The organism is Actinosynnema sp. CA-299493, from assembly GCF_050946825.1.
GTDB lineage: Bacteria > Actinomycetota > Actinomycetes > Mycobacteriales > Pseudonocardiaceae > Actinosynnema.
Genome location: NZ_CP191993.1, coordinates 4,681,477 through 4,705,968, shown reverse-complemented (window position 1 = coordinate 4,705,968; position 24,492 = coordinate 4,681,477). Strand labels below are relative to the sequence as shown.

At 70.6% G+C, this 24,492-nt stretch carries 23 protein-coding genes and 1 pseudogene; 10 read left to right on the top strand and 14 right to left on the bottom strand.

Annotated elements, in window-relative coordinates:
• The first annotated feature begins 31 nt into the window (after nt 1–31).
• Entirely contained in the window at nt 32–826 is a 795-nt protein-coding gene (locus ACQPYE_RS19330; protein WP_498713048.1) for an SDR family NAD(P)-dependent oxidoreductase, read from the top strand.
• A gap of 6 nt (nt 827–832) precedes the next feature.
• On the opposite strand, the gene ACQPYE_RS19325 is transcribed toward ACQPYE_RS19330, so the two are convergent.
• On the bottom strand, nt 833–1,390 hold the full coding sequence (locus ACQPYE_RS19325; RefSeq protein WP_498713046.1) for a hypothetical protein: 558 nt from the start codon (nt 1,388–1,390) through the stop codon (nt 833–835).
• A gap of 460 nt (nt 1,391–1,850) precedes the next feature.
• Here ACQPYE_RS19325 and ACQPYE_RS19320 point away from each other — a divergent pair, with 460 nt between their 5' ends.
• A complete protein-coding gene (locus ACQPYE_RS19320) occupies nt 1,851–3,566 on the top strand; it encodes a DUF4082 domain-containing protein (RefSeq protein ID WP_498713044.1) in 1,716 nt (571 codons plus the stop codon).
• Between the two features lie 127 nt (nt 3,567–3,693).
• Here the strand turns inward: ACQPYE_RS19320 and ACQPYE_RS19315 are convergent, their stop codons facing one another.
• Together ACQPYE_RS19315 and ACQPYE_RS19310 are read right to left on the bottom strand one after the other, a co-directional pair.
• A complete protein-coding gene (locus tag ACQPYE_RS19315; RefSeq protein WP_498713042.1) occupies nt 3,694–5,061 on the bottom strand; it encodes a glycoside hydrolase family 43 protein in 1,368 nt (455 codons plus the stop codon).
• 61 nt (nt 5,062–5,122) lie between these two features.
• Nucleotides 5,123–6,595 carry a family 43 glycosylhydrolase gene (locus ACQPYE_RS19310; RefSeq protein WP_498713040.1) on the bottom strand — a complete coding sequence of 491 codons (1,473 nt, stop codon included), beginning with the start codon at nt 6,593–6,595 and terminating at the stop codon, nt 5,123–5,125.
• Nucleotides 6,596–7,035: 440 nt separating this feature from the next.
• On the opposite strand from ACQPYE_RS19310, the gene ACQPYE_RS19305 reads away from it, so the two are divergent.
• Nucleotides 7,036–7,914, top strand: coding sequence for a bile acid:sodium symporter family protein (locus ACQPYE_RS19305; protein ID WP_498713038.1), 879 nt, complete (start codon nt 7,036–7,038; stop codon nt 7,912–7,914).
• A gap of 201 nt (nt 7,915–8,115) precedes the next feature.
• Nucleotides 8,116–10,401 carry a PQQ-dependent sugar dehydrogenase gene (locus tag ACQPYE_RS19300; RefSeq protein WP_498713036.1) on the top strand — a complete coding sequence of 762 codons (2,286 nt, stop codon included), beginning with the start codon at nt 8,116–8,118 and terminating at the stop codon, nt 10,399–10,401.
• A gap of 48 nt (nt 10,402–10,449) precedes the next feature.
• On the opposite strand, the gene ACQPYE_RS19295 is transcribed toward ACQPYE_RS19300, so the two are convergent.
• Nucleotides 10,450–12,720: a catalase gene (locus ACQPYE_RS19295; RefSeq protein WP_498713034.1), complete on the bottom strand. Its 2,271-nt coding sequence runs from the start codon at nt 12,718–12,720 to the stop codon at nt 10,450–10,452.
• 486 nt (nt 12,721–13,206) lie between these two features.
• Between ACQPYE_RS19295 and ACQPYE_RS19290 the strand changes: the two genes are divergently transcribed.
• Complete coding sequence (locus ACQPYE_RS19290; RefSeq protein WP_498713032.1) at nt 13,207–13,908, top strand: hypothetical protein; 702 nt, start codon at nt 13,207–13,209, stop codon at nt 13,906–13,908.
• 21 nt (nt 13,909–13,929) lie between these two features.
• Here ACQPYE_RS19290 and ACQPYE_RS19285 read toward each other — a convergent pair.
• The 3 genes and pseudogenes from ACQPYE_RS19285 to ACQPYE_RS19275 all read right to left on the bottom strand — a co-directional run.
• Nucleotides 13,930–14,066 (bottom strand): annotated as a pseudogene (locus ACQPYE_RS19285) (IS982 family transposase); the annotation flags it as partial.
• A gap of 426 nt (nt 14,067–14,492) precedes the next feature.
• On the bottom strand, nt 14,493–14,897 hold the full coding sequence (locus ACQPYE_RS19280) for an STAS domain-containing protein (RefSeq protein WP_498713030.1): 405 nt from the start codon (nt 14,895–14,897) through the stop codon (nt 14,493–14,495).
• A gap of 208 nt (nt 14,898–15,105) precedes the next feature.
• Complete coding sequence (locus tag ACQPYE_RS19275) at nt 15,106–15,570, bottom strand: class I SAM-dependent methyltransferase (RefSeq protein WP_498722947.1); 465 nt, start codon at nt 15,568–15,570, stop codon at nt 15,106–15,108.
• Here ACQPYE_RS19275 and ACQPYE_RS19270 point away from each other — a divergent pair.
• The gene (locus ACQPYE_RS19270; RefSeq protein WP_498723098.1) at nt 15,493–15,672 is read left to right on the top strand and encodes a hypothetical protein; all 180 of its coding nucleotides are present in this window, start codon (nt 15,493–15,495) and stop codon (nt 15,670–15,672) included. The genes ACQPYE_RS19275 and ACQPYE_RS19270 overlap by 78 nt on opposite strands.
• Before the next feature lie 22 nt (nt 15,673–15,694).
• Nucleotides 15,695–16,057 carry a VOC family protein gene (locus tag ACQPYE_RS19265; protein WP_498713028.1) on the top strand — a complete coding sequence of 121 codons (363 nt, stop codon included), beginning with the start codon at nt 15,695–15,697 and terminating at the stop codon, nt 16,055–16,057.
• An 11-nt stretch (nt 16,058–16,068) separates the two neighbouring features.
• Here the strand turns inward: ACQPYE_RS19265 and ACQPYE_RS19260 are convergent, their stop codons facing one another.
• The 4 genes from ACQPYE_RS19260 to ACQPYE_RS19245 are packed head-to-tail and all read right to left on the bottom strand — an operon-like array spanning nt 16,069 to nt 19,672.
• Nucleotides 16,069–16,569: an SRPBCC family protein gene (locus tag ACQPYE_RS19260; protein ID WP_498713026.1), complete on the bottom strand. Its 501-nt coding sequence runs from the start codon at nt 16,567–16,569 to the stop codon at nt 16,069–16,071.
• Nucleotides 16,566–17,063 carry a metalloregulator ArsR/SmtB family transcription factor gene (locus tag ACQPYE_RS19255; protein WP_498713023.1) on the bottom strand — a complete coding sequence of 166 codons (498 nt, stop codon included), beginning with the start codon at nt 17,061–17,063 and terminating at the stop codon, nt 16,566–16,568. The genes ACQPYE_RS19260 and ACQPYE_RS19255 overlap by 4 nt, the downstream gene beginning before the upstream one ends.
• A gap of 28 nt (nt 17,064–17,091) precedes the next feature.
• Complete coding sequence (locus ACQPYE_RS19250) at nt 17,092–18,177, bottom strand: M20 family metallopeptidase (RefSeq protein ID WP_498713021.1); 1,086 nt, start codon at nt 18,175–18,177, stop codon at nt 17,092–17,094.
• 37 nt (nt 18,178–18,214) lie between these two features.
• Nucleotides 18,215–19,672 carry an MFS transporter gene (locus tag ACQPYE_RS19245; protein WP_498713019.1) on the bottom strand — a complete coding sequence of 486 codons (1,458 nt, stop codon included), beginning with the start codon at nt 19,670–19,672 and terminating at the stop codon, nt 18,215–18,217.
• 78 nt (nt 19,673–19,750) lie between these two features.
• On the opposite strand from ACQPYE_RS19245, the gene ACQPYE_RS19240 reads away from it, so the two are divergent.
• A complete protein-coding gene (locus ACQPYE_RS19240; protein WP_498713017.1) occupies nt 19,751–20,092 on the top strand; it encodes a hypothetical protein in 342 nt (113 codons plus the stop codon).
• Nucleotides 20,089–20,325, top strand: coding sequence for a DUF6343 family protein (locus ACQPYE_RS19235; RefSeq protein WP_498713015.1), 237 nt, complete (start codon nt 20,089–20,091; stop codon nt 20,323–20,325). Before ACQPYE_RS19240 ends, ACQPYE_RS19235 begins: the two co-directional genes overlap by 4 nt.
• A 19-nt stretch (nt 20,326–20,344) precedes the next feature.
• On the opposite strand, the gene ACQPYE_RS19230 is transcribed toward ACQPYE_RS19235, so the two are convergent.
• Complete coding sequence (locus ACQPYE_RS19230; protein ID WP_498713013.1) at nt 20,345–21,214, bottom strand: isocitrate lyase/PEP mutase family protein; 870 nt, start codon at nt 21,212–21,214, stop codon at nt 20,345–20,347.
• 104 nt (nt 21,215–21,318) lie between these two features.
• Nucleotides 21,319–21,933 carry a cysteine hydrolase family protein gene (locus ACQPYE_RS19225; protein WP_498713011.1) on the bottom strand — a complete coding sequence of 205 codons (615 nt, stop codon included), beginning with the start codon at nt 21,931–21,933 and terminating at the stop codon, nt 21,319–21,321.
• A 372-nt stretch (nt 21,934–22,305) separates the two neighbouring features.
• Between ACQPYE_RS19225 and ACQPYE_RS19220 the strand changes: the two genes are divergently transcribed.
• The gene (locus ACQPYE_RS19220) at nt 22,306–22,602 is read left to right on the top strand and encodes a hypothetical protein (protein ID WP_498713010.1); all 297 of its coding nucleotides are present in this window, start codon (nt 22,306–22,308) and stop codon (nt 22,600–22,602) included.
• A gap of 856 nt (nt 22,603–23,458) precedes the next feature.
• Here ACQPYE_RS19220 and ACQPYE_RS19215 read toward each other — a convergent pair.
• Nucleotides 23,459–24,349 carry an IS5 family transposase gene (locus tag ACQPYE_RS19215; RefSeq protein ID WP_498713008.1) on the bottom strand — a complete coding sequence of 297 codons (891 nt, stop codon included), beginning with the start codon at nt 24,347–24,349 and terminating at the stop codon, nt 23,459–23,461.
• Nucleotides 24,350–24,492: the final 143 nt, after the last annotated feature.

The following is a 24,492-nucleotide window of genomic DNA, read 5'->3' as shown; positions in this document are numbered from 1 at the left end:
ACGTTGCGCCGTTTGCGCGATCATGGTCGCCATGCACCTGGATCTGAGCGGGAAGACGGCGCTGGTCACCGGTTCCACGCAGGGCATCGGCGAGGCGATCGCGGTGGCGCTGGCGCGGGCCGGCGCCCGGACGGCGGTGAACGGCCGCCGCGCCGACGTGGTCGAGGAGGCGGTGGCGCGCCTGCGGGAAGTGGCGCCGGGGTCGGACGTGGTCGGCGTGGCGGCGGACGTGTCGACGGCGGACGGCGCGGCGTCGCTGGTCGCGGCGTTGCCCGAGGTGGACGTGCTGGTGAACAACGTCGGTGTCTTCGGCGCGCGCCCGGCGCTGGAGATCACCGACGAGGAGTGGCGGCGGTACTTCGAGGTGAACGTGCTGGCGGCGGTCCGGCTGACCCGCGCCTACCTGCCGGGGATGCGCGAGCGCGGGTGGGGCCGGGTGCAGTACATCGCCAGCGACTCGGCCGTGGTCATCCCCGCGGAGATGATCCACTACGGCGTGTCGAAGACGGCGCTGCTGGGTGTGTCGCGCGGGTTCGCCAAGGAGGCGGCGGGCAGCGGCGTCACGGTGAACTGCGTGATCGCGGGGCCGACGCACACCGGCGGTGTGGAGGACTTCGTCTACCAGTTGGTGGACCGCTCGCTGCCGTGGGAGCAAGCGCAGCGCGAGTTCATGCGCGCGCACCGGCCGCAGTCCCTGCTCGGCCGGCTCATCGAGCCCGAGGAGATCGGCAACCTGGTGGTGTACCTGGCCTCACCGCAGGCGTCGGCGACGACCGGCGCGGCCGTGCGCGTGGACGGCGGTTACGTCGACTCGATCCTGCCGTGACCCGGCTCACCTGCCGGGTATCACCGCTCCGGTCGCGTCGAACGCCTCGTGGGTGAGGTCGTCGTAGTCCGCCGTGACCGGCAGTTCGACCAGGTAGACGCCTTCCCGCACCCGCGCGGGGATCACCTGGCCGTCCGGGGCGCGGAAGGTCACCGCCGCCACGTCGTCGCCCGCGTACCCGACCCAGGTCGCCCCGGGCCTGTCGTCGTAACCGGTGACCATGGGAGGGCCGAACCCGCTCTCGCGGACCGGGTACCGGACGGGATCCGTGGTCCTGGTGCTGATGCCGAACTTGTAGACGCCGCACTTCATGAGCCTGTCGCCCGAGATCGCACCGACCACGAGCAGGCCGTCGTCGCGCAGGTGGGCGGGACCCATGACGAACGTCCGGTCGCCGACGCTCTCGACGCACCGCTCGAACGCCGCCGTCGCGTCGGCCGACGACGTGTTGCCCGACCACGGGTGGGCCTGACCGGCCACCGACGTCGGCCGCGCCACCACACCCCACGCCAGGGCCGAGACGACGACGACCCCGCAGACGGACCACGTGACAACCCGAGCCATTCGCCACCCCCGGTTCCGATCATGCCCGATCACGGCCGCCGACGAGGCCAGAACCCGGCGACGACCCAGCCGCCCGCGCGTGATCGTGCTTCGCGCTTCCCCGAACGCGCCGGGCTGGCGGATGCCGTGGAGCATTACTTCGCCCGCACGCCGGCCCCACTACTGGAATAGGGCTCTGCGGGCATCCGCGAGGTTCGACACGGCAATGACCGGACGGGCCGAATACCGGCCTATTCCCGGAGGCTTCGAATAATCCGGTGGCGGCCCGACCGATCGCGTCGTCGCGCCTCGGCATTCGCCCTACCTGCCGTGATCGGATCGGTGGCGGTTCGGTACGCGAATGCCGAAGCTCTCGGCGAAATACCGAAACGCTCGCGAAAAAGAGCGTAACGGGAGATCGTCCGACACCGATTCCGCTGACATGAGCGGGCCACCGCGGTCCGTGCGGAAAGGCGGGAACATGTCTTCGCCAGGAATCGACCGGCGGCCGGTCGGACCGAGGGCACGACTGCTCGCGCTGGTCGTCGCCGCGGTTGTGCCCATGCTGCTCGTCACCCCCGCCCAGGCCGACGTCGCCGCCCAGGCGACCCTGGTGGGCACCTCACCGCTCTCCGGCGCGGGCAGCGTGGGGCTCACCCCGGCGGTCAGCGCCACCTTCGACGCGACGATCACCGAGCCGTCCCTCCACTTCACGGTCACCGGACCCGGTGGCGCGGTGCCGGGACAGGTGTCCCTCACCGGCGCCGACCGGACCGCGCGGTTCGTCCCGACCGCGCCGCTCTCGCCCGGCACCGCCTACACCGCCTCCGTCCAGGCCGACGAGGCGCCGGTGGCGCACACCTGGACGTTCACCACGGGCTCGCCGAGGCCGGCCGACTGCCCGTGCACGATCTGGGACGACTTCACCACGCCCGACACGGCCGCCACCACCGACACCGCCGCGGTGGAACTGGGGATGAAGGTCTACTTCACCAGCCGGGGCGAGGTGCTGGGCGTCCGGTTCCACAAGGGGCCCGGCAACACCGGCACGCACACCGGCTCGTTCTGGACCGCCGCCGGGCAGCGACTGGCGACCGGCACGTTCACCGGCGAGACCACCACCGGCTGGCAGACCTTGCTGTTCGACGCGCCGGTGGTCGTGGAACCGGACGCGACCTACGTCGTGTCGTACTTCGCGCCCAGCGGTCGCTACTCGATGAACCAGGACTACTTCGGCACCTACGGCAGGGTGATCGGCTACAACCACATCGAGGGCGTGGTGAACAGCCAGACGAACCAGAACGGGGTGTTCCGCTACGGCGGCGGCATGCCGACCACCGGGTACCGCGCGTCGAACTACTGGGTGGACGTGGTCTACCGGCACGGCACCAACGGCGACCACACCCGACCGGTGCTCGGCGCGCGCGACCCTGCTCCCGACGAGGCCGACGTCGCGGTGGACGGCGCGGTGACCCTGGAGTTCGACGAGACGATCGACCTCGCGATGACCCAGGTCCGGCTCGTCGACGACGGCCAGGAGAGCCTGTACGGCACCTCGGCGCTGTCCGCCGACGGCCGGACCGTGACGTGGACGCCGAACGGCCCGCTCGCACCGGGCACCCACTACACCGCCCGGGTGCTCGTCACCGACGTCAACGGCAACGCCATGGCCTCCCCCTCGACGTGGTCGTTCACCACCGGCGCCGTGACGTCGTGCCCGTGCTCGCTGTTCAGCGAGGCGACCTCACCCGGACCGACGGCGTTCGGCCAGGGCATCCCGGTCGAGCTGGGCGTGCGGTTCGGCTCCTCCACCGCGGGCGCCGTCACCGGCGTCAAGTTCTACAAGGCCGCGGGCAACACCGGCGCCCACACCGGTTCGCTGTGGACCGACCAGGGCGTGCTGCTGGCCACCGGCACGTTCACCGGCGAGACCGACACCGGCTGGCAGACCCTGACCTTCGCCACCCCGGTCGCCATCGAGGCGGACCAGGTCTACGTGGCCTCCTACTACTCGCCCACCGGGCGCCACTCCGCCACCAACCACTACTTCGGCACCCGACCGCAGGTCGTCTCGGCCCCGCTGTGGACGGCGCCGGGGCCGTACGCGAACGGCAGGTACCGGACCGACGCCGGGTTCCCGGACCAGCACTACATCGGCAACAACTACTGGGTGGACGTCGTCGTCACGACCGGCTGAGCTCGTTCGAGGACGCGCACGGCCGACTGTCGATCACACCACCGGCCGAGTCGCCGGGGTAGGGCTCTGTGGGCGCGGCACGCCGCCGAGGTGCCGCGCCCACAGCCCGGTCGGGCTGACCTGTGGGTCAGTGACCGACCTGGAACGTGGCGTCCGCGCGGTCCGCCGCCGTGCCGACGGGGTCGATGCGCAGGACGTAGTTGGCGTGCCGGAGGTAGCGGTCGGGGAAGTTGTGCGACCGGAACGAGGTCCACGTCGAGTCCGCCAGCCCGGCGACGCGGTGGAAGGTGGCGTCGGCGGCGAAGGTCGGGCTGCCGTCGTCGACCGCCAGCGTGAGCGCGTAGTTCACGTGCCGCAGGTAGCGGTCCGGGTAGTTGACCGAGCGGAACGACACCCCGGCCGAGGAGGCGAGGCCGGGCGCCAGGCGCCACTGGGAGTCCTGGTAGGGGTCGAACGGGTACGGGTCGATGCGGGCCGCGTTGCCGGCGTGCCGGACCAGGTGGTCGGGGAAGTTGTAGGACTTGATCCGGTGCCAGGTCGGCGCGCCCCAGCGGGACAGCAGGTTCGCGTGCTCGGTGGCGGTGATGCCGCAGATGGTGGGGTGCTTGGCGTTGATCGGCTGGGTGTACTGGGCCTTGGTCAGCGGTGTCCAGGAGTTGGCGTTGACGTCACCGCTGCGCCACGCGTACAGCTCGCCGTTGACCGGGGAGAACGAGTCACCCCACAACCACCACTCGTCGCGGTTGTGCGCCTTCACGACGATGGGCGCCTCGATGCCGCCGCTGACGACACCGCTGGTGTAGGTGCCGCGGTCGAAGCTGCGCGGGGTGAGCGTGCTGGAGCGGGCGCCGTAGAGGCGGCCGTCGGCGAAGCTCTTGTAGTACAGGTAGTTGACGCCGTTGCCGATGTGCACGGTGGCGTCGAGGACGTTGAAGCCCGGGTCGAAGAACAGCTGCGGCGCGCCGACGGTGACGAAGTCGGTGGTGTAGTTGACGTAGAAGGCGTCACGGCCGCCGCTGTTGGCCGAGTAGAGGATGCCGTACTGGCCGCGCGCGGCGTCCCAGAACGCCTCCGGCGCCCACGTGTGGGTCGGCATCGAGTGCATCTTGAGCCTGCGGTAGCCGGTGAACGACCGCAGGTCGGCCGAGTCCCAGGCGTGGATGTACTGGTTCTGGCGGGTGAAGTCGGTGCCGGTCAGGTCGGTGGCCAGCACGACGAACCCGCCGTTCTGCTTGCGCAGGATGAACGGGTCGCGCAGGCCGCCGGTGCCGGCCGTGGGCGTGGCGACGGGGTTGCCCTGGTTGAGCGGGGTCCAGGTGAGGCCGTCGGCGCTGACCGCCAGGTGCAGCGCGTACCGGTCGGCGACCTTGTTCGGCGACTCGGTGAAGTAGCCCATCACGTAGGCGGAGTCGCCGGGCGCCGCCGTGGCGATCCCGGTCCGGGCCAGCGCCAGCGAGGCCAGGCCGCCGGCCAGCAGGGTGCGTCGTTGCAGCATCAGCCGTGTGCCTTTCGGGGGATCCCCGGGGCGGGCGGGAGACACCCGCCCCGGGGGAGTCTCATTCGCCGGAGGGCGCGGTGAGGGTGGTGCCGAGCCGGACGGGCGTGCCGAAGTTCGGGGTGCCGTCGGAGTTCCAGGTGAACTTCTGCGCGCGGGTCGACCGGTTCATGTCGCAACCACCGCCGGCGGAGTCGTTGGCGTGGTAGACGATCCAGTCCTCGGTGCCGTCGGGCGACTTGAAGAACCCGTTGTGGCCCGGCGCGTACACGCCGTTGCCGTCGTTGCGCTGGAACACCGGGTTCGGCGACTTCGTCCAGTGCGCCCGGTTGAGCGGGTCGGAGCCGGTCAGGGTGAGCAGGCCGAGCTTGTAGTCCGGACCCCAGCACGCGCTGGCCGAGTACACGATCATCGTCTTCCCGTTGTGGTAGAGCGGCTCGGCGCCCTCGTTGACCGGCGCGGTCTGCCGTTCCCAGGACAGCGTCGGCTGCGAGATGGTGCGCCGCGCGCCGCTGATCGTGTACGGGTTGGACAGCGGGGTGATGGTCAGCGACTGCGTGCCGTCCATCGCGCTGCCCATCAGGTACAGCTTGCCGTTGTGCTGCAGGATGCTCGGGTCGAGCTCCCACGTGCTGCCCAGGTCGGCCTTGAACGAGTACGGGCCCATCGGGTCGGAGCCCGAGGACTCCAGCACGTGCAGCCGCTGCGTCGGGTTGTAGTCCGACACGTTCTGGCCGGCCACGTAGTACAGGTACCAGCGGCCGTTGAGGAGGAAGAACTCCGGCGCCCACATGTTGCAGCACCCGTTGGGCCGGGACAGGGTGAAGATCACCTGGTCCGACGCGGTCGACAAGCCGGCCAGCGTCGTCGACCGGCGCATCGTGACCGTCGAGTTCCACGTCGTCGTGGCCAGGTAGTAGTACCCGTTGTGGTACTGCATCCACGGGTCCGGGCCGTTGCGCTTGATCGGGTTGGTGAACGTGCCCGGCGCGGACGCGCCCAGCTTCACCAACTGCCACTGCTGGTTCGTGCCGCCGGTGTCCGGCCACTGGATCAGCTGAGCGCCGTCGGCGGTGGAGAAGTCCAGCACGTCCACGGCCTTGCCGCTGGCGCGGTTGAGCAGCCGGACGTACCCACCCGCCGAGTCGACCAGCCGGAACTGCTGGTTGGCGCCGTTGCGGTCGGTCCACTGGGTCAGCCCGGTGCGGTCTGCGGTGTCGGCGAAGTCGAGCACCTTGCCGCTGTGCCGCGACTTCAGCCGGTAGTAGCCGCTGCCCGAGTCCACGAACTGCCACTGCTGCCACGCGCCGTCGTTGCGCGTGTACTGCGAGATCCGCGCGCCGTCGTTCGTGGCCAGGTCGTAGACGTCGAGCGCCTTGCCGCTGCTGCGGTTGACCAGCACGTACGAGGCGTTGGTGTCGACCACGGCGGCCGACGCGGTGGGCGGCAGGGCCGCGGTGACCGCACCGAGCAGCGTGGTGACGGTGGCGAGGACGAGGCCGCCGCGGCGCGCGCTCCGATAAGTCGATCTCATGGTTGCTCTCCCTGCGACGCTGCATGGACGAACACGGTCGACCCGCCGGCGTGGCAGCCGGTGCGGGCCGGTGGGACGGCGTGGCGGCGGGAACGGGTGCGGGCGGACGGGGTCGCCGTCTACCGGGGCATCGTGTCTGTTAACGCTAACAGCACGATCGGCGACGTTTCAATAGCCACGCGTCTTCACTCTTGTCGCAGCCCCCTGGAGTCGGCAGCGTCACCGCTTTGGGCCGTTCGGTCGCATGGTCGAAATCTGTTAGCGATAACAAGTGTCACGTTCACGCCTGCCTGGACTGGTCGGCGGCAGACGCGGCCCGGGTGCGCGGCCACCGGCCGATCGCGGTCCGAACCGCAAGATTGGCTCTCCCGATCCGCGCCGTTGTGGGGCAGGATTCCCCTTCCGGCTCCGGGTTCGACGCAGAGACGCAGGTGATCGCCGTGGATTCCGCCCTGACGAGCGTCGGACTCCCGATCGCGCTGGCCGTGGTCATGTTCGGGCTCGGGCTGTCGCTGACGGTCGCCGACTTCGCCCGGGTCGCGCGGACGCCGCGCGCGGTGGCGATCGCGTTGGCCACCCAGCTGGTCCTGCTGCCGGTGGTGTGCTTCGGACTGGTGCTGGCGTTCGACCTGGACCCGCTGCTGGCGGTCGGGATGATGCTGCTCGCCGCTTCTCCCGGTGGCACGACGGCGAACCTGTTCAGCCACCTCTTCCGCGGCGACGTCGCGCTGAACATCACGTTGACCGCAGTGAACTCCGTGGTGGCGGCGATCACGCTGCCGCTGGTGGTGAACTTCGCCCTGGACTACTTCGAGCCGACCGCGGACGGCGTGGTCGGGCTGGAGTTCGGCAAGGTGGTGCAGGTGTTCGCGCTCGTGCTGGTGCCGGTGGTGCTCGGCATGGCGGTGCGCCGCGCGTCCGCGACGTTCGCCGACCGCGCGGACCGGCCGGTGCGCATCGTCTCGGGCGTGGTGCTGGTGGTCGTGATCGTCGGCACGATCGTCGCCGAGATCGAGAACACCGCCGAGTACATGGCCGCCGTCGGGTTGGTGAGCGCGGTGTTCTGCGCGTTCAGCCTCACCGTCGGCTACCTGCTCCCCCGGCTGGGCAAGATCGGCCACCGGCAGGCGATCGCGTCGGCGTTCGAGGTCGGCGTGCACAACAGCACCCTGGCGATCACGGTGGCGGTGAGCGTGCTCGGCAGCGAGCGGCTGGCCGTGCCCGCCGCCGTCTACGCGGTGGTGATGTTCCCGCTCGCCGCGGTGGCCGGGTTCCTCCTGACCCGGGGACGGACCGAGCGCGACGCCGCGCTCGACTGAACGCCGTGATCGACTGAACGCCGAAAGCGCGTACGCCGGACGGACCAGCCCTGGGCCGATTTATCGGGGTGATCGATAGTCCGCTCGGATGAGACCGCGCGGTACCTCCAATACCGGCCCGTCAAAACAGTGCGTAATCGGCAGCCGCATGTCACCCTTCCGTGCTCACCCAAAAGTGTCACGAAGGGACCAAATCGGGCTATGCAATTACTCCGCCGCGCACAATTCCAGCCGCGCTCGAGACGCGTGACCGCCGTGGCCGCCGCGGCCCTCGTGGTCGCCGCCACCACGGTGGCGCTCCCGCCGACGGCCTCCGCCGCCGTGCCGGCCGGCTTCACCGACACCCTCGCCATCGGTGGCCTCACCGCCCCCACCGCCGTCTCGTTCGCGCCGGACGGCCGCGTGTTCATCGCCGAGAAGAGCGGCCTGATCAAGGTCTTCGACTCGGTCGCCGACACCACCGCGACCGTGTTCGCCGACCTACGCCCGCAGACCCAGGACTTCTGGGACCGCGGTCTGCTCGGCATGGCCGTCGACCCGCAGTTCCCGACGCGCCCGTACGTCTACGTCGCCTACACCTACGACGCCGTGCCCGGCGGCACGCACCCGCGCTGGGGCGACCAGTGCCCGACCCCGCCCGGCGCCACCGACCAGGGCTGCGTGGTGACCGGCCGGGTCTCCAAGCTGACGGTGGGCGCCGGCGGCACGATGACCGCCGAGCAGCCGCTCGTCACCGACTGGTGCCAGCAGTACCCGAGCCACTCCATCGGCACGGTCGTCTTCGGTCCCGACGGCGGCCTCTACGTCGGCGGCGGTGACGGCGCGAGCTTCAACTTCACCGACTACGGCCAGGTCGGCAACCCGTGCGCCGACCCGCCGTCGCCCGCGGGCACGAACCTCACCTCGCCGACCGCGCGTGGCGGCGCACTGCGCTCGCAGTCGATCCGCCGTCCGGCAGGCGAGCCGGTCAGCCTCGACGGCTCGATCATCCGCATCGACCCCGACACGGGCGCGGGCCTGCCCGGCAACCCGTTCGCGGGCAGCGCCGACGCCAACGCCCGGCGGATCATCGCCCACGGCTTCCGCAACGAGTTCCGCTTCGCGTTCCGCCCCGGCACCGAGGAGCTGTGGGCGGGCGACGTCGGCTGGAACACCTGGGAGGAGGTCAACCGGATCCCCGACGTGAACGACGCGACGGCGGAGAACTTCGGCTGGCCCTGCTACGAGGGTTCGGCGCGCCAAGGCGGCTACGACGGCGCGAACCTGACCCTGTGCGAGTCCTTGTACACGGGAGCGGGCCAGACCACGCCGTACTACGCCTACAGCCACTCGGCGAAGGTCGTGGCGACCGACCCGTGCCCCACCGGCGGTTCGTCGATCTCCGGCATCGCGTTCGAGTCCGGCAGCAACTACCCGCCCGCCTACGACGGCGCGCTGTTCTTCGCCGACAGCTCGCGCGGCTGCATCTGGGCCATGCAGACCACCGCGGGCCTGCCGGACCCGGCGAAGCTGGTGCCGTTCGTCACCGGGGTGAACGTCCCGGTGCAGATCACCACCGGCCCCGGCGGCGACCTGTTCTACCTCGCGCTGGGCGCGGGCCAGCTGCGCCGGGTCGCCTACCCGACCGGCAACCAGGCGCCGACCGCCGTCGCCACGGCCACCCCGCAGTCCGGGGCCGCGCCGCTGGCCGTGCAGTTCAGCGGGACCGGCTCGACCGACCCGGACCCCGGTGACACGGTGAGCTACGCGTGGGACCTCGACGGCGACGGCCAGTACGACGACTCCACCTCCGCCACCCCGACGCGCACCTACACCGCCCAGGGAGCGGTCACGGTCAGGCTGAGGGTGACCGACCAGTCCGGCGCGTCGGGCACCGCCTCGGTGACCGTCACGGTCGGCACACCGGTCGCGGAGGACCCCGTGCCGGTGATCGACACGCCGACCTCGCCGTTGAACTGGTCGGTGGGTCAGCAGGTGCCGTTCGCGGGCCACGCGACCGACCCGCAGGACGGCGCGCTGCCCGCGTCCGCGTTGAGCTGGAAGCTGAGCATCCAGCACTGCGCGACCGGCGGCTCGTGCCACGAGCACGTGGTGCAGAACTGGGCGGGCGTGGCGTCGGGCTCGTTCATCGCGCCCGACCACGAGTACCCGTCGTACCTGGACCTCACGCTGACCGCCACGGACTCGTCGGGGCGCACCAAGAGCACCACGACGAAGCTCGACCCGCGCACGGTCGCGCTGACGTTCACGTCGAACCCGAGCGGTTTGCAGCTCAGCGTCGGCGGCACGGCGTCGACCACACCGTTCACCCGGACGGTGATCGCCGGATCGAACAACTCGGTCAGCGCGCCGAGCCCGCAAGGCGGCGCGCTGATCTTCCGCTACCGGTACGGCAGCTGGTCGGACGGCGGGGCGCAGACGCACAACGTGACCGCGCCCGCGACCGCGACGACGTACCAGGCGAACTACTCGCTGTGCTTGTGCTGATGTGAAAGACCGGCCGCGGACACCCGTCCGCGGCCGGTCGTCGTCGGGTCAGGCGATGGTCGCGGGGAACCTGTCCCACACCCGGTGCGCGCCGAGCAGCGACTGCACCTCGGTGAACACGTCCGCCGGGGTCTCGCCGACCACGATGCCCAGGTCACCGGCCGAGCACCCGGCCTCCACCAGCGCGGCCTCGCCGTTGCCCCACACGCCGATCACCTTGGCGTGCCGGTAGCACTCCTGGACCATCAGCACCACGCGCGGGTCGACGGCCACGCCGGGCGCGCCGGCCTTGTCGTCCCGGGCGGGGATCGCGTCCGGGGCGGGCGGCGGCGCGGCGGCCACCAGCAGCGCGTCGAACTCGATCGAGCGGGCGGTGAGGAACGTCCTCTGCGCCACCAGGCCCTCGTCCAGCTGACCACCGCGCGCGGCGATGACCAGCGGGACCATGCCCGCCGCGCTGATCGTCTGGCGCAGGGTGTGCAGGCCGTCCAGGCTCGCCGGGTCGTCCGCGTCCACGACGATGCCGATCAGCCTGCCGTCCGGCGGCCACACCTGACCGACCTGCGACAACGCCGGGCTCGGCGTGACCTCGACGGCGGGCTCGGCGGCGGCCGGCACGGGCAGTCCGAGACCGGCGGCCACCAGGGCGCACAGCTCGGCGTCCACGTTGGCGAGCACGCGCAGCTCGCGCTCCTTGACGGCCTGCTCGTAGCACTTGCCCAGCTCGAACGTGAACGCCCGCACCAGGTGCTCCTTCTCCACCGGGCTCAGGCTCCGGTAGAACAGCCGGGGCTGGGTGAAGTGGTCGGCGAACGACGCGGGCGCGCGGCGCTCCTTGACCCCCTCGGCCACCGGCGCCGGGAACTCCACGTACGCGCCGGTCTCCAGGCCCGCCATGAACGGGCAGCCGCCGTCCAGGGTGTTCGGCTTGTACGGCGCCACGCCGCTGTGCACGGCGTGCTGGTGGAAGCCGTCGCGCAGCATGTCGTTGACCGGGGCGTGCGGCCGGTTGATCGGGATCTGGTTGAAGTTCGGCCCGCCGAGCCTGCTGAGCTGCGTGTCGATGTAGGAGAACAGGCGCGCGTGCAGCAGCGGGTCGTCGGTCACGTCGATGCCGGGCGGCAGGTGGCCGAGGTGGAAGGCGACCTGCTCGGTCTCGGCGAAGTAGTTGGTGGTGTTGCGGTTGAGCGTGAGCATGCCGATCGGCTGGACCGGCGCCAGCTCCTCCGGCACGATCTTGGTCGAGTCGAGCAGGTCGATGCCCTCGAAGGTCTGCTCGGGGGTGTCGGGGAAGACCTGGATGCCCAGCTCCCACTGCGGGTACGCGCCGGACTCGATCGCGTCGAACAGGTCGCGCCGGTGGAAGTCGGGGTCGACGCCCGCGATCAGCTGCGCCTCCTCCCACAGCAGGGAGTGCACGCCGAGCTTCGGCTTCCAGTGGAACTTGGCCAGCGACGTCCGCCCTTCGGCGTTGACCAGCCGGAACGTGTGGACGCCGAAGCCCTCCATCATCCGGTAGGACCGCGGCACGCCCCGGTCGGACATCTGCCACATGACGTGGTGAGTGGCCTCGGTGTGGGTGGAGACGAAGTCCCAGAACGTGTCGTGCGCGCTCTGCGCCTGGGGGATCTCGCGGTCCGGGTGCGGCTTGGCGGCGTGGATGATGTCCGGGAACTTGATGCCGTCCTGGATGAAGAACACCGGGATGTTGTTGGCGACCAGGTCGAAGGTCCCCTCGGCGGTGTAGAACTTCGTGGCGAAGCCGCGCGTGTCACGCACCGTGTCGGCCGAGCCGCGTGAACCCACGACCGTGGAGAACCGGGTGAACACCGGGGTGGTCACGCCTTCAGCCAGGAAACCGGCTTTGCACACGTTCGTGGCGTTGCCGTAGCCGACGAAGACACCGTGCACGGCGGCACCTCGGGCGTGCACCACCCGTTCGGGGATGCGCTCGTGGTCGAAGTGGGTGATCTTCTCGCGCAGGTGGTGGTCCTGCAGCAGTGTCGGTCCGCGCGCACCGGCCTTGAGCGAGTGGTCGGTGTCGTACAGGCGCGTGCCCGTCGACGTGGTCAGGTACTCGCCCTGCTGCTCACGCGCGTCCGCCGGGGCGCCGGTCTCCGCGCCGGTCGCGGTCCGCGTCTGGGGCGACGCCTGGTCCGGCTTGCGCGGCAGCGGCCCCTGCGGCTCGTCCGGCGGGTCCAGCGGGGGCGGCGCGCTGCCCGGCGTGCCGGGCACCGGCGGCGTGGCCAGGTCGGCGACCTTCTCGGCGGCCTTGTCGAGAGCTTCCTTCACGACCTTGGCCGGCTTGAACGCGTCCACGTGCTCCTCCTTGTCGGCAGTCTTCCGCCGACTACCCGCACCGGCGCGTCCTACACGCGGTGGCCCCCGGTCGATCAGAGAGCGATGAGGCCCGCCCTGGTCGGCCGGAACCCGCAGCCGTCGAAGTAGAACCTCTCGAGGTGGTCGTCGAAGTCGACGTGCAGCCACTCGCAGCCGGCGGCTCGCGCATCTCGGGGTTCCCGAACAGGCCGCGCCACTCGTAGTTGATCACTCGCGAAGCGTGCGGATCCGGCCGACGCGTTGGTGGCGCCGCATTGGCCGGGTAATCGCTCGACGGCGTGCCCTGTGGTGGGAGACGCGCGGGCACTCGACGTGGTGCTGTGTGCGGTGGGGCCGATCGGCGACGTGGCGGTGGTGGCGGTGTCCGACCGACCGTTCGTGCGGCGGCATAGGACCCCGGTCTGACCCCGAACTCCGGACCGTGGACCGATGTCCCCCAAGTCACCCCTTGGGATCGTCTACGCCATGACCTACACCTTCCCCGGTCGGTGGCCAGGAGCCGCCGCGATGATCCTCGGCCCCGTGCTGTTGCTCGCGGGAACGCTGCTGCGGTGGCCGTTCCACTACTTCTTCCCGCAGCAGTTGGTCGCCGTGGCGGAGCAACCTGCCCGGATGACCGCAGCGCACACCTTGGTGATCGCCGGGACCGTGCTGCTCGCTCCCGCGGTGCTCGCGTTGGCCCACCGGATCGGGCAAACGCGCCCGGCATTGGCTACCTGGAGTGCCGCCCTGGTGCTCGTGGGCCTATTCGAACGCACGTTCCACGCGGGTATCAACCAAGCCGCCCACGGCTTGGTCCGACAGCGGGGCGCGACGTTCGCCACCGACCTGGTCAGCCAGTCCTATCAGGACTTACACCTGTTCAGCTTCCTCTCGTTCACCATTTTCTTCGGCTGGCCGGTGCTGGCCTTCGCCGCCTACCGCAGCCGCGTCCTGGGCCCCGTTCGCGCCGTCGCCCTGGCCTTGATGTGCCTGCTCCCGTTGGGCGTGCTGAAGGGCACCGAGATCACTTCGGTGATCGCGGTAGCGGGCCTGTGCGCCGCCTTCCTCCCCACCGGCCTCCGCCAAGCGTTCAACGGCCCCCGCCCCAGCCGCAGATCACTCCTCCTCACTCTCACCACCATCCCCGGCCTCACCGCCCTGGCCTACGCGAGCACCCTGGGCTAACCCACCCACCGCCCACCGTTGAGCCGATGCCCAGGCGATCGGTAACCCGGCCGGCGTGCGAACCCAGTGCGGCACTGCCCTCAGAACCAGCGGGAGTGCGATCGGCAGTAGCTGTATTTCGCCCAACCGGCCAGCTCCGAACGCTTGACCGCAGGGCGCGGGACATCCCCACTCGACCGGAGCGCGCACCGCGGCCAGTACTTCACGCCGTCGCTCGCTCAGAGCCCGAAATGTCGCACTGCCTGCCGCAGTCACCGCCATCGCGCGATGCAGAGCGGACGGTTGACCACCCACCCGTCCCGAATCTTGACGGTTCAGACACTCCGTCGCCTAATCAGCGATTCAGTTGTCGGCACGTGATCTCCGCAGTGATGTCACGAGGTTGCCACTCGACGGGAGCCACGGGCGGTGGGCTGGGAGCGTTCCCGAAGCGAGAATGTGCGACAGGAGGGTGTGAGGATCGTGTTCGGCATTTCGCCGCCGTTGTTCTCGGCCGTGAGGACCTCGCCCGTCGCGGGCAGGCCGATGGCTTTGAGTCGCGGCAGCCGTCTCCTGGGCAGAGTGGGCGGTGAGGGGCAGGTGGGTCAGGTGGCGGGTAGGGCGAAGCGGCGGACGTCGTTGGGTGTGCGGACCATCAACGCTTCGGCCAGTGTCGGGCACGGCGTGATCTCCTGGTCCAGGCCGCTGATCTCGAACGGTCGCAGGACGTGGCGGTGGCTGGCGACCACGCGCAGTTGCACGCCTGCCGCCTTGGCCGCCAAGTGACCGCGGTGGAGTTCGTTCAGGCCCGCGGCGGCGAAGAAGTCCACCTCGCTGAGATCGACCACGACCGGGGCGGGTGGGGTGGCCAGGGCCAGGCCGATCGCGATCTCGTGTTTCAGCTCGCGGACGGTCATCGCGTCGACCTCGCCGGCGACGCGCACCACGACGGCATAGCCGTGCACTTGGCGGTCCACCCTGAACGAGTGGCCGAAAGGTTCGGTAATCACGGTCCGCAGCCTCCTCAGGGGGTGAAGAAGGCAGTGGCTGCTGACTCAACCCGCTGCGTCAGCCGACCGTACTCGCACCCGCTCAAATACGCAGCTCAAAGGCATGCCAAGGACAACCGCGCTTCACCGCAGCAGTGCAGGCCGCCCACCGGAAAGCAGGCGAATCCGGGACGTCACGGAACCCCTCGATCGAGTGACAAGAATCGAGTCACCCCACCGAAGCGGTGATCTTGGTGAACAGTGCGACCGGCCACCGCTTCGGGCGCACGGCGACGCGGTGGACGTCAACGAACCCTGAGAACGACTCGCGATCGAGCCGGGCGAAGCGGAAGTCGTACACCGCCAGGACGCCGCCGGGCCGCAGCACGCGCCCCAGCTCGGCCACCGCACGACGCTGGTCCGGCCACTCGTGCATGCTCAACGTCGAGACGATCACGTCCACGCTGTCGTCCGGGTACGGCAGCGACGCCACATCGGCGACCTGGAACGTGATGCGCGACGACCAAGCCCCCGCACGAGAGCCGGCGATGGCCATCATGTCGGCGGACAGGTCGACACCACCCAGCACCAGGTCCGCACGTCGGGCCGCCACCGCGTGCAGGAGCCGCCCGGGACCGGTGCCGACGTCGAGCACCACGCCGCCGGGCGGGACGAGCGGATCGCCGCGCTCCAGGCGTCGTTGTCGGTGCTGGAACACGCGATGGGCTGCGACGCCGAGGACATCGCCCGGTGCCCGGACTTCCAGGCCAAGGTCACCGCGCGCATCCCCGACTGACGCCATCACCGACAATGGGCCGGTGGCACACATCGGAAGCGTGGTCCTGACAGTCTCGGACGTCCGCCGAGCGGCGGAGTTCTGGACCCGAACCCTCGGTTACGACCTGGTCAACGGCCCGATCGGCGAGGAGAGCCCGGTCCTGGCACCGAAGGACGGCAACGGGCCCACCATCACGCTGGACGAGGACGACCGCACGCACCTCGACCTGCACGTCGCCGGCGAGGCCGAACTGCGGGCCGAGGTCGAGCGGCTGATCGGGCTGGGCGCCGTGCGCGTGCCGTGGACCTACCCGCCGGGAGCCGACTTCGTGGTGCTGGCCGACACCGAGGGCAACGTGTTCTGCGTGGTGAACACCGGGGAGGTGACCACCGGGGAGAGCTGACGGCGGGAACGTCAGTCGGCCGTGGCCAGGCCCTCGAAGTACTCCTTCTGGGACGGGTAGTAGTCGTCGAAGCGGGGCAGGGGTGCGCCGGCGCGGGAGGCGACCAACATGTCGAGGTAGTACTCCCACCCCGGGCCGACCTCGCCCATCCCCTCCTCGGTCGACAGGTGGTGCACGAGGCGCAGCTCGGTCACACCGTCCACTTCGGACAGCAGCAGCTCCAGCAGCCACGTGCCCGCCTCGTCCACCATCGACAGCGCCAGCCGCCGGGGCGGGTCGCAGGCGTCGACGCGGACCTCCATCCACGGCTCCTGCTCCTCGAACACCATCTGCACCTTCACCGTGCGGCCCGGCGCGGCCTCGCCCTCCCACGGGCCGAACCACCGGGCGGTGCGCTCGGCTTCGGTCAGGCTCGCCCACACGTCGTCGGCGAGCGCGCGGAACGTCCGGGTGAGCACCAGGTCGCTGCCCGCGTCGGTGCGGAACAGACGGCCGGTGGGGATCGGGGTCATGCGGTGTGCTCCTTCGAGTCATCGGCAGGGGATTCTTCGGCGGACGGTTGGTCGACGCGCAGCCGATCAGCGGGTGAGCGGCCGGCGCGCGGCCGGTCGGCAGGCAGTCCAACGCCGGTCGGCTGGTCGGCCGGTGGCCCGTCCGCACCAGGCCGGCCGGTGTGGCGTTCCCGCCGGGTGCGGTAGACCTCGGTTTCCAGCGCGTCGAGGTGGTGTGCCCACCCCGAGGACCGGTCGGGCACGTCGAACCCGGCCAGCCACCGCGCGAGCGGCGTCAGCCGGGAGGCGTCCAGCACGTAGAACCGCTGTCGGCCCACCAGCTCGTCGCGCACCAGCCCGCTCTCCCGCAACACCCGCAGGTGCCGGCTCACCGCCGGACGGCTGATCGCGAACCGCTCGGCGATCTGCCCGGCCGACAGCCGCGCGTCGGCACGCAGCATCTCCAGGATCTCCCGCCGCACGGGGTCGGCGATCGCACCCGCCACGTCGTCCACCCCTGAAGCGTAACCACTGGGTTACACGTTAGGCAATGCCCTCCAGGAACGCGACCAGCGCCCGCCGGTACGGCTCGACGGTGGTCAGGTCGGCGTGCTCGTCCGGCCCGTGCTGCCCGTCGCCACCGACGCCGAAGATCACCGCCTCGATGCCGTGCTGGAAGTAGAACCGCGAGTCGGCCGCGCCGTGCTTGCGCAGCAGGTCGCCCGAGTACCCCTGGTCCCGGGCGGCACGCTGCAACGCCAGCAGGTCCGGCCCGTCCGGATCGGCCCGGTGCGGCGGTTCGAGGTGGTCGACCGAGGCCGTGACGCCGGGCGGGCACAGCGCGGTGAAGTGGGCGGCGACCTCCTCCCGCGTGCGGCCGGTGAAGTCGGCGTCCTCGGGCGGGAACCGGACGTCCAGCCACGCGGTCGCGTCCGCGGGCACCTGGTTGAGCGCCTCGTTCCCCGACGAGATCCGGGCGACGTTCACCGTGGTCCGCCACTCCTCCTCCCCCGCCACCGGGTACGCGGCGAGCACTCCGTCCACCGCGCGCATCACCTTCACCAACGCGTTGTCGCCGAGCCACTGGTACGCGCTGTGCGCCGCACGTCCCACCGCGTGCAGCCGCACGGTGACGAGCCCCTTCGACTCGGCCACGACGCGCAGCGCGCTGTGCTCCCCGATCACCACGAACGACCCCGTCACGCCCTGCTCCAACTGGTGCAGCGTGCCGTCGCGCCCGCCGACCTCCTCGTCGGTCACGAGCTGGAGCCCGATCGGGTACGGGAGCCGTCCGGCCAGGTCCCGGAACACCGACGCCAGCACCAGCGCGGACAGCTTCATGTCCTGCGCGCCGCGGCCGATGAGCCGGTCGCCGTCCCGGCGTGGCCGGAACTGCTCGTCCGCGCCCGGCACCACGTCCAGGTGAGCGTTGAAGATCACCCGGAAGTGCGGCCGGCGTTCACCCGGGTAGACGAGCGCGCTCGGCTTGCCGCCCGCCTCGAACCGCTCGACGGTGAAACCGGGTCCGACCACGTCCAGCACGAAGTCCAACGCCCGGCGCAGGTCGTCCGGGCGGTCGGCCGTCGAACGGATGCCCAGCAGCTGTTCGGTCAGCGGTAGCAGGTCCATCCCGCCATCGTGCCCCGACCGCACGGGTCGGCACAGCTCACGGCGCGTCCGGGATCGCCTCCTCCGCACCGTCCACAGCGGACGGACAACGAGGTCGGGCGCGCATCTCCAGGATCGCCACCACCAGGGCCAGCGCCACGGCCACGGTCGCGCCGCCCACCGCGACCGACACCGCGATCGGGAAGTCCCGTCCGGTCGAGGTCAGCACCAGGTAGAACACACCGGTCAACGCCGCCGTGCCGATCGCCGAGCCGATGCGCTGCCCGGTCTGCAACGCCCCGCCGGCCGCTCCCGCCATCGAGACCGGCACGTGCCGCAACGTCAGCGTCGTGTTCGGCGAGATCACCCACCCGCCGCCGATGCCCGCCACCAGCAGCGCGGGCGCGACCGCCCACCCCGCCACGTGCGGCGGCGCGAACCGCAGCACCACGGCCGTCACCGTGAGACCGGCCACCACCAGGGACAACCCGGTGACGGTCAGCTTGCGCCCCCACTTCTCGACCATCCGCCCACCGGTCACCGCGGACGCCGCCGACCCGACCGCGAACGGCGTCACGGCCAGCCCCGACTGCAACGGCGTGTAACCCAGGCCGTTCTGGAAGTACAGCGCGAACACCAGCCAGATCCCGGCGAAGCCGACGAAGTACACCATCCCCAGCAACGCGCCCGTGCCGTAGCCGGGCGTGCCGGTGAACAGGGCGATGTCCAGCATCGGGCTTCGGCCACGCGCGGCGACCTGCCGCTCCCACCTCACGAACAGCACCAACAGCGCCGCGCCGAGCCCGAACAGCCACCACAACCGCGCCAGCCCACCCGCCTCGGCCAGCACCAGCGGCAGCATCACCGCCAGCACGCCCGTGCCCAGCAGCGCCGCGCCGACCAGGTCCAGGTGGCCACGGGGCCCGCCGCGGGCACGGGGCAGCAGCCGGGCCGCCAGCACCAGCGCCACCAGGCCGATCGGCACGTTCACGTAGAAGATCCACCGCCAACCCTCGTCCTCGCCCGCCACCGCCAGGAGGACGCCGCCGACCACCGGGCCGACGGCAGTCGAGATGCCGACCGTGGAGCCGAAGAACCCGAACGCCCGGCCGCGTTCCGCACCGCGGAACAACTGCTGGATCAACGCCGAGTTCTGCGGCGCCAGCGCGCCCGCCGAGATGCCCTGGGCGAGCCGCGCCACGATCAGCACCTCGGTGGTGGGCGCGAGCCCGGCCAACGCGCTGAACAGCACGAACGCGCCCAACGCGACCAGGAACATGGTCCGTCTCCCGATGGCGTCACCGAGACGTCCAGCGGGCACGAGGGCCAAGCCGAACGCCAGCGCGTAGCCCGAGACGACCCACTGCACGCCCGCCGGCGTGGTGCCGAGGCCGTGCTGGATGGACGGCAGGGCGACGGACACGATGCTCACGTCGAGCAGGCTCATGAACCCGGCGACGAGCGTGACCGTGAACGCCTTCCACCGCCGTGGGTCGGGCTCGTACGCGCTGGTCATCAGCTATTCCTACCTCCCGGCGCGATCACCCGCACGCCCACGACGTGTGGCCGGGTCCGGAGTGGATACCCACCGGGCATGGACGTGGAGCCGAACACCCTGTCGGACGTGGACCTGCGCCGGTTCGTGCTGGACCGGCTGGACGAGGACGCCGAGCGGCTGGCGCGCGAGGAGCTGCCGCTGCTGGACGAGGCCGAACGCCGGGGACGGCTGGCGGTCCTGCGGTCGGACGACGGCCGTGAGCTGCTCATCGTGCCCGGTGAGGCGCGCACCGCCGACGAACGCGTGCCCGTTCCGTTCGAGGAGAAGGCGCGATGGCTGCGCGAGGAGGTCGAGGGCGGGTCCGACCGGTCCGTGCTCCTGCTCCTCGCCGCCGCCTACGACACCCACCACGGCTGGCAGGAGGAGTGGCGGACGTGACCGGACCCGGTCACCCGGACGACGACCTGCCGCCACGGGCGCCGCCGCGCAGCGCGTTGACCCTGCGGTTGTGGCTGGCCGGGTTCGGCGTCGTGTTCAACGGCGTGGCCGCCGTGCTGTGCTGGCGCGCGGGCCTCACGTGGCTCGCGGTGCTGCTCGGCGCGCTCGCGGTCGCGCTGGTCGTCGACTTCGGCTGGGTGGTGCACCGCAAGCGGCGCGGCGACCCGGGCTGACCTGCTCTTAACCCCACTCTTAACCCATCAGGGCGGATCGGGACCCGGGCGGCGGTGGCACGTCGTGGTGACGGCCGGTGTTCGCCTTCAGCAGGGCCTGCGACTCGGCGACGGTGATCGAGTCGTCCGGCAGCACGCCGTCGTGTTCCTTCAGCCGCACCATCGCGTCCTCGATGGCCGCGTGCGCGGCGAACAGGCACGGTGTGCTGTAGATCGCCACGTCGACGCCCAGCTCGGTCAGCTCGCCGAGGGACAGCTTCGGCGACCGGCCGCCCGCGATCTGGTTGAACAGCAGCGCCTTGTCGCCGACCACCCGCCGGACCCGGCTGATCACGTCGACCGACGGCACGCCGTCGACCAGGACCACGTCGGCGTCCGTCTCGGCGAACGCGGCGGCCCGGCGCAGCATCTCGTCCTCGTCGGTGGCGTCGGTGCGCGCCACGACGACCAGGTCGGTCCTGGTCCGCAGCACCAGGTCCAGCTTCTCCAGGTACTGCTCCAGCGGCAGCACCCGCTTGCCCTCGACGTGCCCGCACCGACGTGGCCGCTGCTGGTCCTCCAGGACCACGCCGGACGCGCCGACCTGCTCCAGCGCGCGGACCACGTGGCAGGCCACCTCCGGGTCGGTGTACCCGTCGTCGATGTCGACCAGCAGGTGCTTGTCCGGCAGAGCCAGGCGCAGCCGCTGCACGAACCCGACCACGTCCGGCCAGGCGATGAAGCCGACGTCGGGCAGGCCGTAGTACGACGCGGAGAAGCCGAAACCGGAGACGAACAGCCCGTCGTAGTGCCGGGCCGCGATCAACGCCGACACCATGTCGAACACGCCGATCAGCGGCGTCGTCCCAGGAGCCGCGACCGCCTCGCGCAGTGCCTTGCCGTGAGCCATGCGACGAACCGTAGGGGTGGCGCCGAACGTGGTCGAGGTATCGGAAGGATGAGATCCACACCGATCCGCCTACGCCTTCCGGCCGCCGCTCGGCCGTGACGCTGTCAGGACAAGGCGGCCAGCACGTCGTCGGACGTGACCGGCACGGAGAACATCGGGAAGTCGAAGCGCAGGGCGTTGTCGTGCTCCTCCTGGGACGTGGCGGCGACGCAGTCGGTCAGCGTGATGACCTGGTAGCCGTTCTCGTAGCCGCTGCGCATGGTCGACTCGACGCAGCAGTTCGTCAGGAACCCGCCGAGCACGATGGTCTTGATGCCCTTGCTGCGGAGGATGAAGTCGAGGTTCGTGCTGGCGAACGTGTCGAGGCCGCGCTTGCCCTCGATCACGATGTCGCCGTCGCGGGGCGCGAGGTCGTCCACGATCGCCGCGCCCCAGCTGCCCTTGACGAACGCCTTGCCGTCCACGACGCCCTTGAGGATGCCGTAAGGGTGGGAGGAGATCTCGTGGTAGCCCTCGGCGAACGTGATGGGCGCGTGCATCACCGTCACCCCGGCCGCACGTGCCGCCTCCACCAGGGCCACGGTCTTGGGCAGCATGCCGGTGCTCCCCATCACCTCGCTGACCGCACCGTTCAGCACACCGCCCTCGCTGGTGAAGTCATTCTGGTACTCGATCAGCACCAACGCGGTGGTCTTGGGGTCCAACACCAGTTCGGTCATGGCGTGCTCCAACTCCTCGGCGACGTGCGGACCCGATTCAACGGCCTCCCACCGCCGCCCGCAATGGGACGTACGGGTTCACTCCTCGTCGGTGGACACCTAATGCCGGGCCTCACGTTCGGCGGTCACCCCGACGCGCCTCCGCGACACCTCGCCAGCGTCCTTCCGACCCGCATGGCAACATCGGTGACCCGGCCACGATGGTCGTGCCCAAGCAGGCAGACGCTGGACCTGCGGCAGACCGAGGCCCCGGACCCGGGCGTGCTGTCGGTACAACACCTCCGCATCAAGGCCAGCACACCATGCGCACCTTCGACGATAAGTCCCGGCTGGGCGACCCGTCCCTGTTCGCGGTCCTGGGGTGGTATGCCCGTGTCGATCGGGGTGCACGGCTGCGTGCTGGTGGTGCGTCGTGCTCCGTCCGGCGGGTCGGTGTTGACCGAGCGAGCCATGGTCGCGGTTCCTGCCCCGATCCGGCGCTGGTGCGGGTTCGAGGCGGGCGAGAGGGTGCTGTTGGTGGCGGTGCCATCGCTGTCGGCGCTGGTGATCCCCGGTCAGGAGGTATTGGAACGCCTGCTGCCGGACCCGGAGCGGTTGGTGAGCGGCGTCGGACGCACAGGCAGACCCGCGGTGGAGGTCGGATACGGCGCGGAGGTGGCCGGTGGGTGAGGTGGAGGCCTCCGACGGCGTCGTGGGGACGCGTCGCGCCGACCGGGACGACGTGGCGACCGCGCTGCACCTGCTGGAGCGGTTGCGGTTGACGCCGCAGGACCTGCTGGAGGGTCTGTCCGCGCTCGGTGCCCACGTTCGAGGAGTTGGTGCCGACCGTGGTGGAGGCGATACCGGAAGGGTCGAGGGTTGGTCATCGTTCCTATCTGAGGAGGTTCGTCGCCGTGCACGGTTCGCGTCGTCTCGACGAGGTGGACGCCGAGGACGTGGTCGGGTTCCTGGGGTTCGTCCGCGAGACCGCGGAGGTGCGGGTGTCGAGTACCGGTGGCGGCGCGCGGTGCGCATTGCGCGTTGTCCTGGTTGTTCCGTTACGCGGTGGATCACGGGTTGGTCGGTGCGCGGCAGAACGTGATGCCGCAGGTGCGCAGGCCGAGGGTGGGCAGGCCAAGCGTCACGGTCTGGACGCAGCGCAACGGCACGCCGGTGCATCGGCAGCACTATCACAACCTGTGGGCGCGGATCGGGACGCGTGTGGAGACGGTGCGGGTGAGGGGGATCAGCACTCACTGGTTGCGGCACACGGATGAGGGTCGCATTGACGGCTTTCAAGGTGGAACGTCTGCTTGGGACAGGCTCGTAGGCCTGATATTGGTTGTGGTCGACACTGAAATAATCATGTCGACTGTAGTGGGTGTTGACAAAGCCACATGGACGGACGACCCCGATCCGGTGGGTGCGCGTTCCCGCTGACCCTCGATGGCCCGGATGAGCCCTCCTCGTGAGGTCCGACAGCATCGAGCCGGGCCCAGCCGTTACCGCGGTGGCCACGGCAGTCCTGTAAGTAGCCGTTTCCGAGCTACGGGCGTTGGGCGAGTCGACGGCTGGTGATGCGGATCATGGACCAGCGGACCATGGCCTCGTGGTGGTGGGGTAGGCGTTCGTAGTCGCGGGCGCAGCGGCGGTGTCCGGTAATCCAGGCAAGGCTTCGCTCGACCACCCATCTCCTCGGCAGCACGGTGAAATACGGCACCTGCGGACGTTGGACGACCTCCACCATCAGGCCGAGGGTCTTGCGGGCCCAGTCGAGGAGCGAGCCGGTGTAGCCGCCGTCGGCCCACACCAGTGCGGCCCGTTTCCCGGCGGTGTCGCGCAGGCGGCGCAGCAGGCTGCGGGCGGCGACCCGGTCCTGCGTCGAGGCGGGCGTGACCAACACGGCCACCAGCAAACCCAGGGTGTCCACGACGATGTGCCGCTTGCGGCCTTGGACCTTCTTCCCACCGTCCCAACCCCGCGTGGCCCGGCTCACGGTCTCCGCTGCGCGCACCGACTGCGAGTCCATCACCGCCGCCGACGGCGCCGCCACCCGGCCCTCGGCCAGGCGGACCCGGTCACGCAACGCGTCGAGCAGCCGCTGCGACGCACCCGCCTTCTCCCACGCGGCGAAACGCTTATAGACCGTCTGCCACGGAGGGAAGTCCGCGGGCAGGGCCCGCCACTTGATGCCATTGTCGACCACGTACAGGATGGCGTCCACGATGACCCGTCGGCAGTGCTTCTCCCACCGCCCGCCCCGACCGGCCAGGCACGCCGGATCGGGCAACAGCGGATCCAGCTCGGCCCACTGGGCGTCGGTGACGTCGGTGGGATAACGACCCGTCCGTCGTCGGGTGGGCTGGTGGGACGCGGCCAGACGACAGCAGGGGGTACCCGCGGTGGAACCGCCCGCGGGGATCGGGCACGATAACAACGGAACTCCTGGTGGAACGGCGCATAGACACCGTCCGATCTACCAGGAGTTCCTTGTGTCCGCACCAAAGGCCCTCCACCAGCCCAAGCTCGGAAACAGCTACTAAGGCTGTCGCTGGGGTCGGCCAGGTTCGGGCCGGCGTC

What these genes read in the sequence shown, in the direction of transcription:
- ACQPYE_RS19300 (WP_498713036.1), top strand. Translation starts at nt 8,116, where the DNA reads ATGCAATTACTCCGCCGCGCACAATTCCAGCCGCGCTCGAGACGCGTG.
- ACQPYE_RS19290 (WP_498713032.1), top strand. Translation starts at nt 13,207, where the DNA reads ATGACCTACACCTTCCCCGGTCGGTGGCCAGGAGCCGCCGCGATGATC.
- ACQPYE_RS19240 (WP_498713017.1), top strand. Translation starts at nt 19,751, where the DNA reads ATGGACGTGGAGCCGAACACCCTGTCGGACGTGGACCTGCGCCGGTTC.
- ACQPYE_RS19230 (WP_498713013.1), bottom strand. Translation starts at nt 21,214, where the DNA reads ATGGCTCACGGCAAGGCACTGCGCGAGGCGGTCGCGGCTCCTGGGACG.
- ACQPYE_RS19225 (WP_498713011.1), bottom strand. Translation starts at nt 21,933, where the DNA reads ATGACCGAACTGGTGTTGGACCCCAAGACCACCGCGTTGGTGCTGATC.
- ACQPYE_RS19320 (WP_498713044.1), top strand. Translation starts at nt 1,851, where the DNA reads ATGTCTTCGCCAGGAATCGACCGGCGGCCGGTCGGACCGAGGGCACGA.
- ACQPYE_RS19325 (WP_498713046.1), bottom strand. Translation starts at nt 1,390, where the DNA reads ATGGCTCGGGTTGTCACGTGGTCCGTCTGCGGGGTCGTCGTCGTCTCG.
- ACQPYE_RS19330 (WP_498713048.1), top strand. Translation starts at nt 32, where the DNA reads ATGCACCTGGATCTGAGCGGGAAGACGGCGCTGGTCACCGGTTCCACG.
- ACQPYE_RS19315 (WP_498713042.1), bottom strand. Translation starts at nt 5,061, where the DNA reads ATGCTGCAACGACGCACCCTGCTGGCCGGCGGCCTGGCCTCGCTGGCG.
- ACQPYE_RS19310 (WP_498713040.1), bottom strand. Translation starts at nt 6,595, where the DNA reads ATGAGATCGACTTATCGGAGCGCGCGCCGCGGCGGCCTCGTCCTCGCC.
- ACQPYE_RS19245 (WP_498713019.1), bottom strand. Translation starts at nt 19,672, where the DNA reads ATGACCAGCGCGTACGAGCCCGACCCACGGCGGTGGAAGGCGTTCACG.
- ACQPYE_RS19250 (WP_498713021.1), bottom strand. Translation starts at nt 18,177, where the DNA reads ATGGACCTGCTACCGCTGACCGAACAGCTGCTGGGCATCCGTTCGACG.
- ACQPYE_RS19260 (WP_498713026.1), bottom strand. Translation starts at nt 16,569, where the DNA reads ATGACCCCGATCCCCACCGGCCGTCTGTTCCGCACCGACGCGGGCAGC.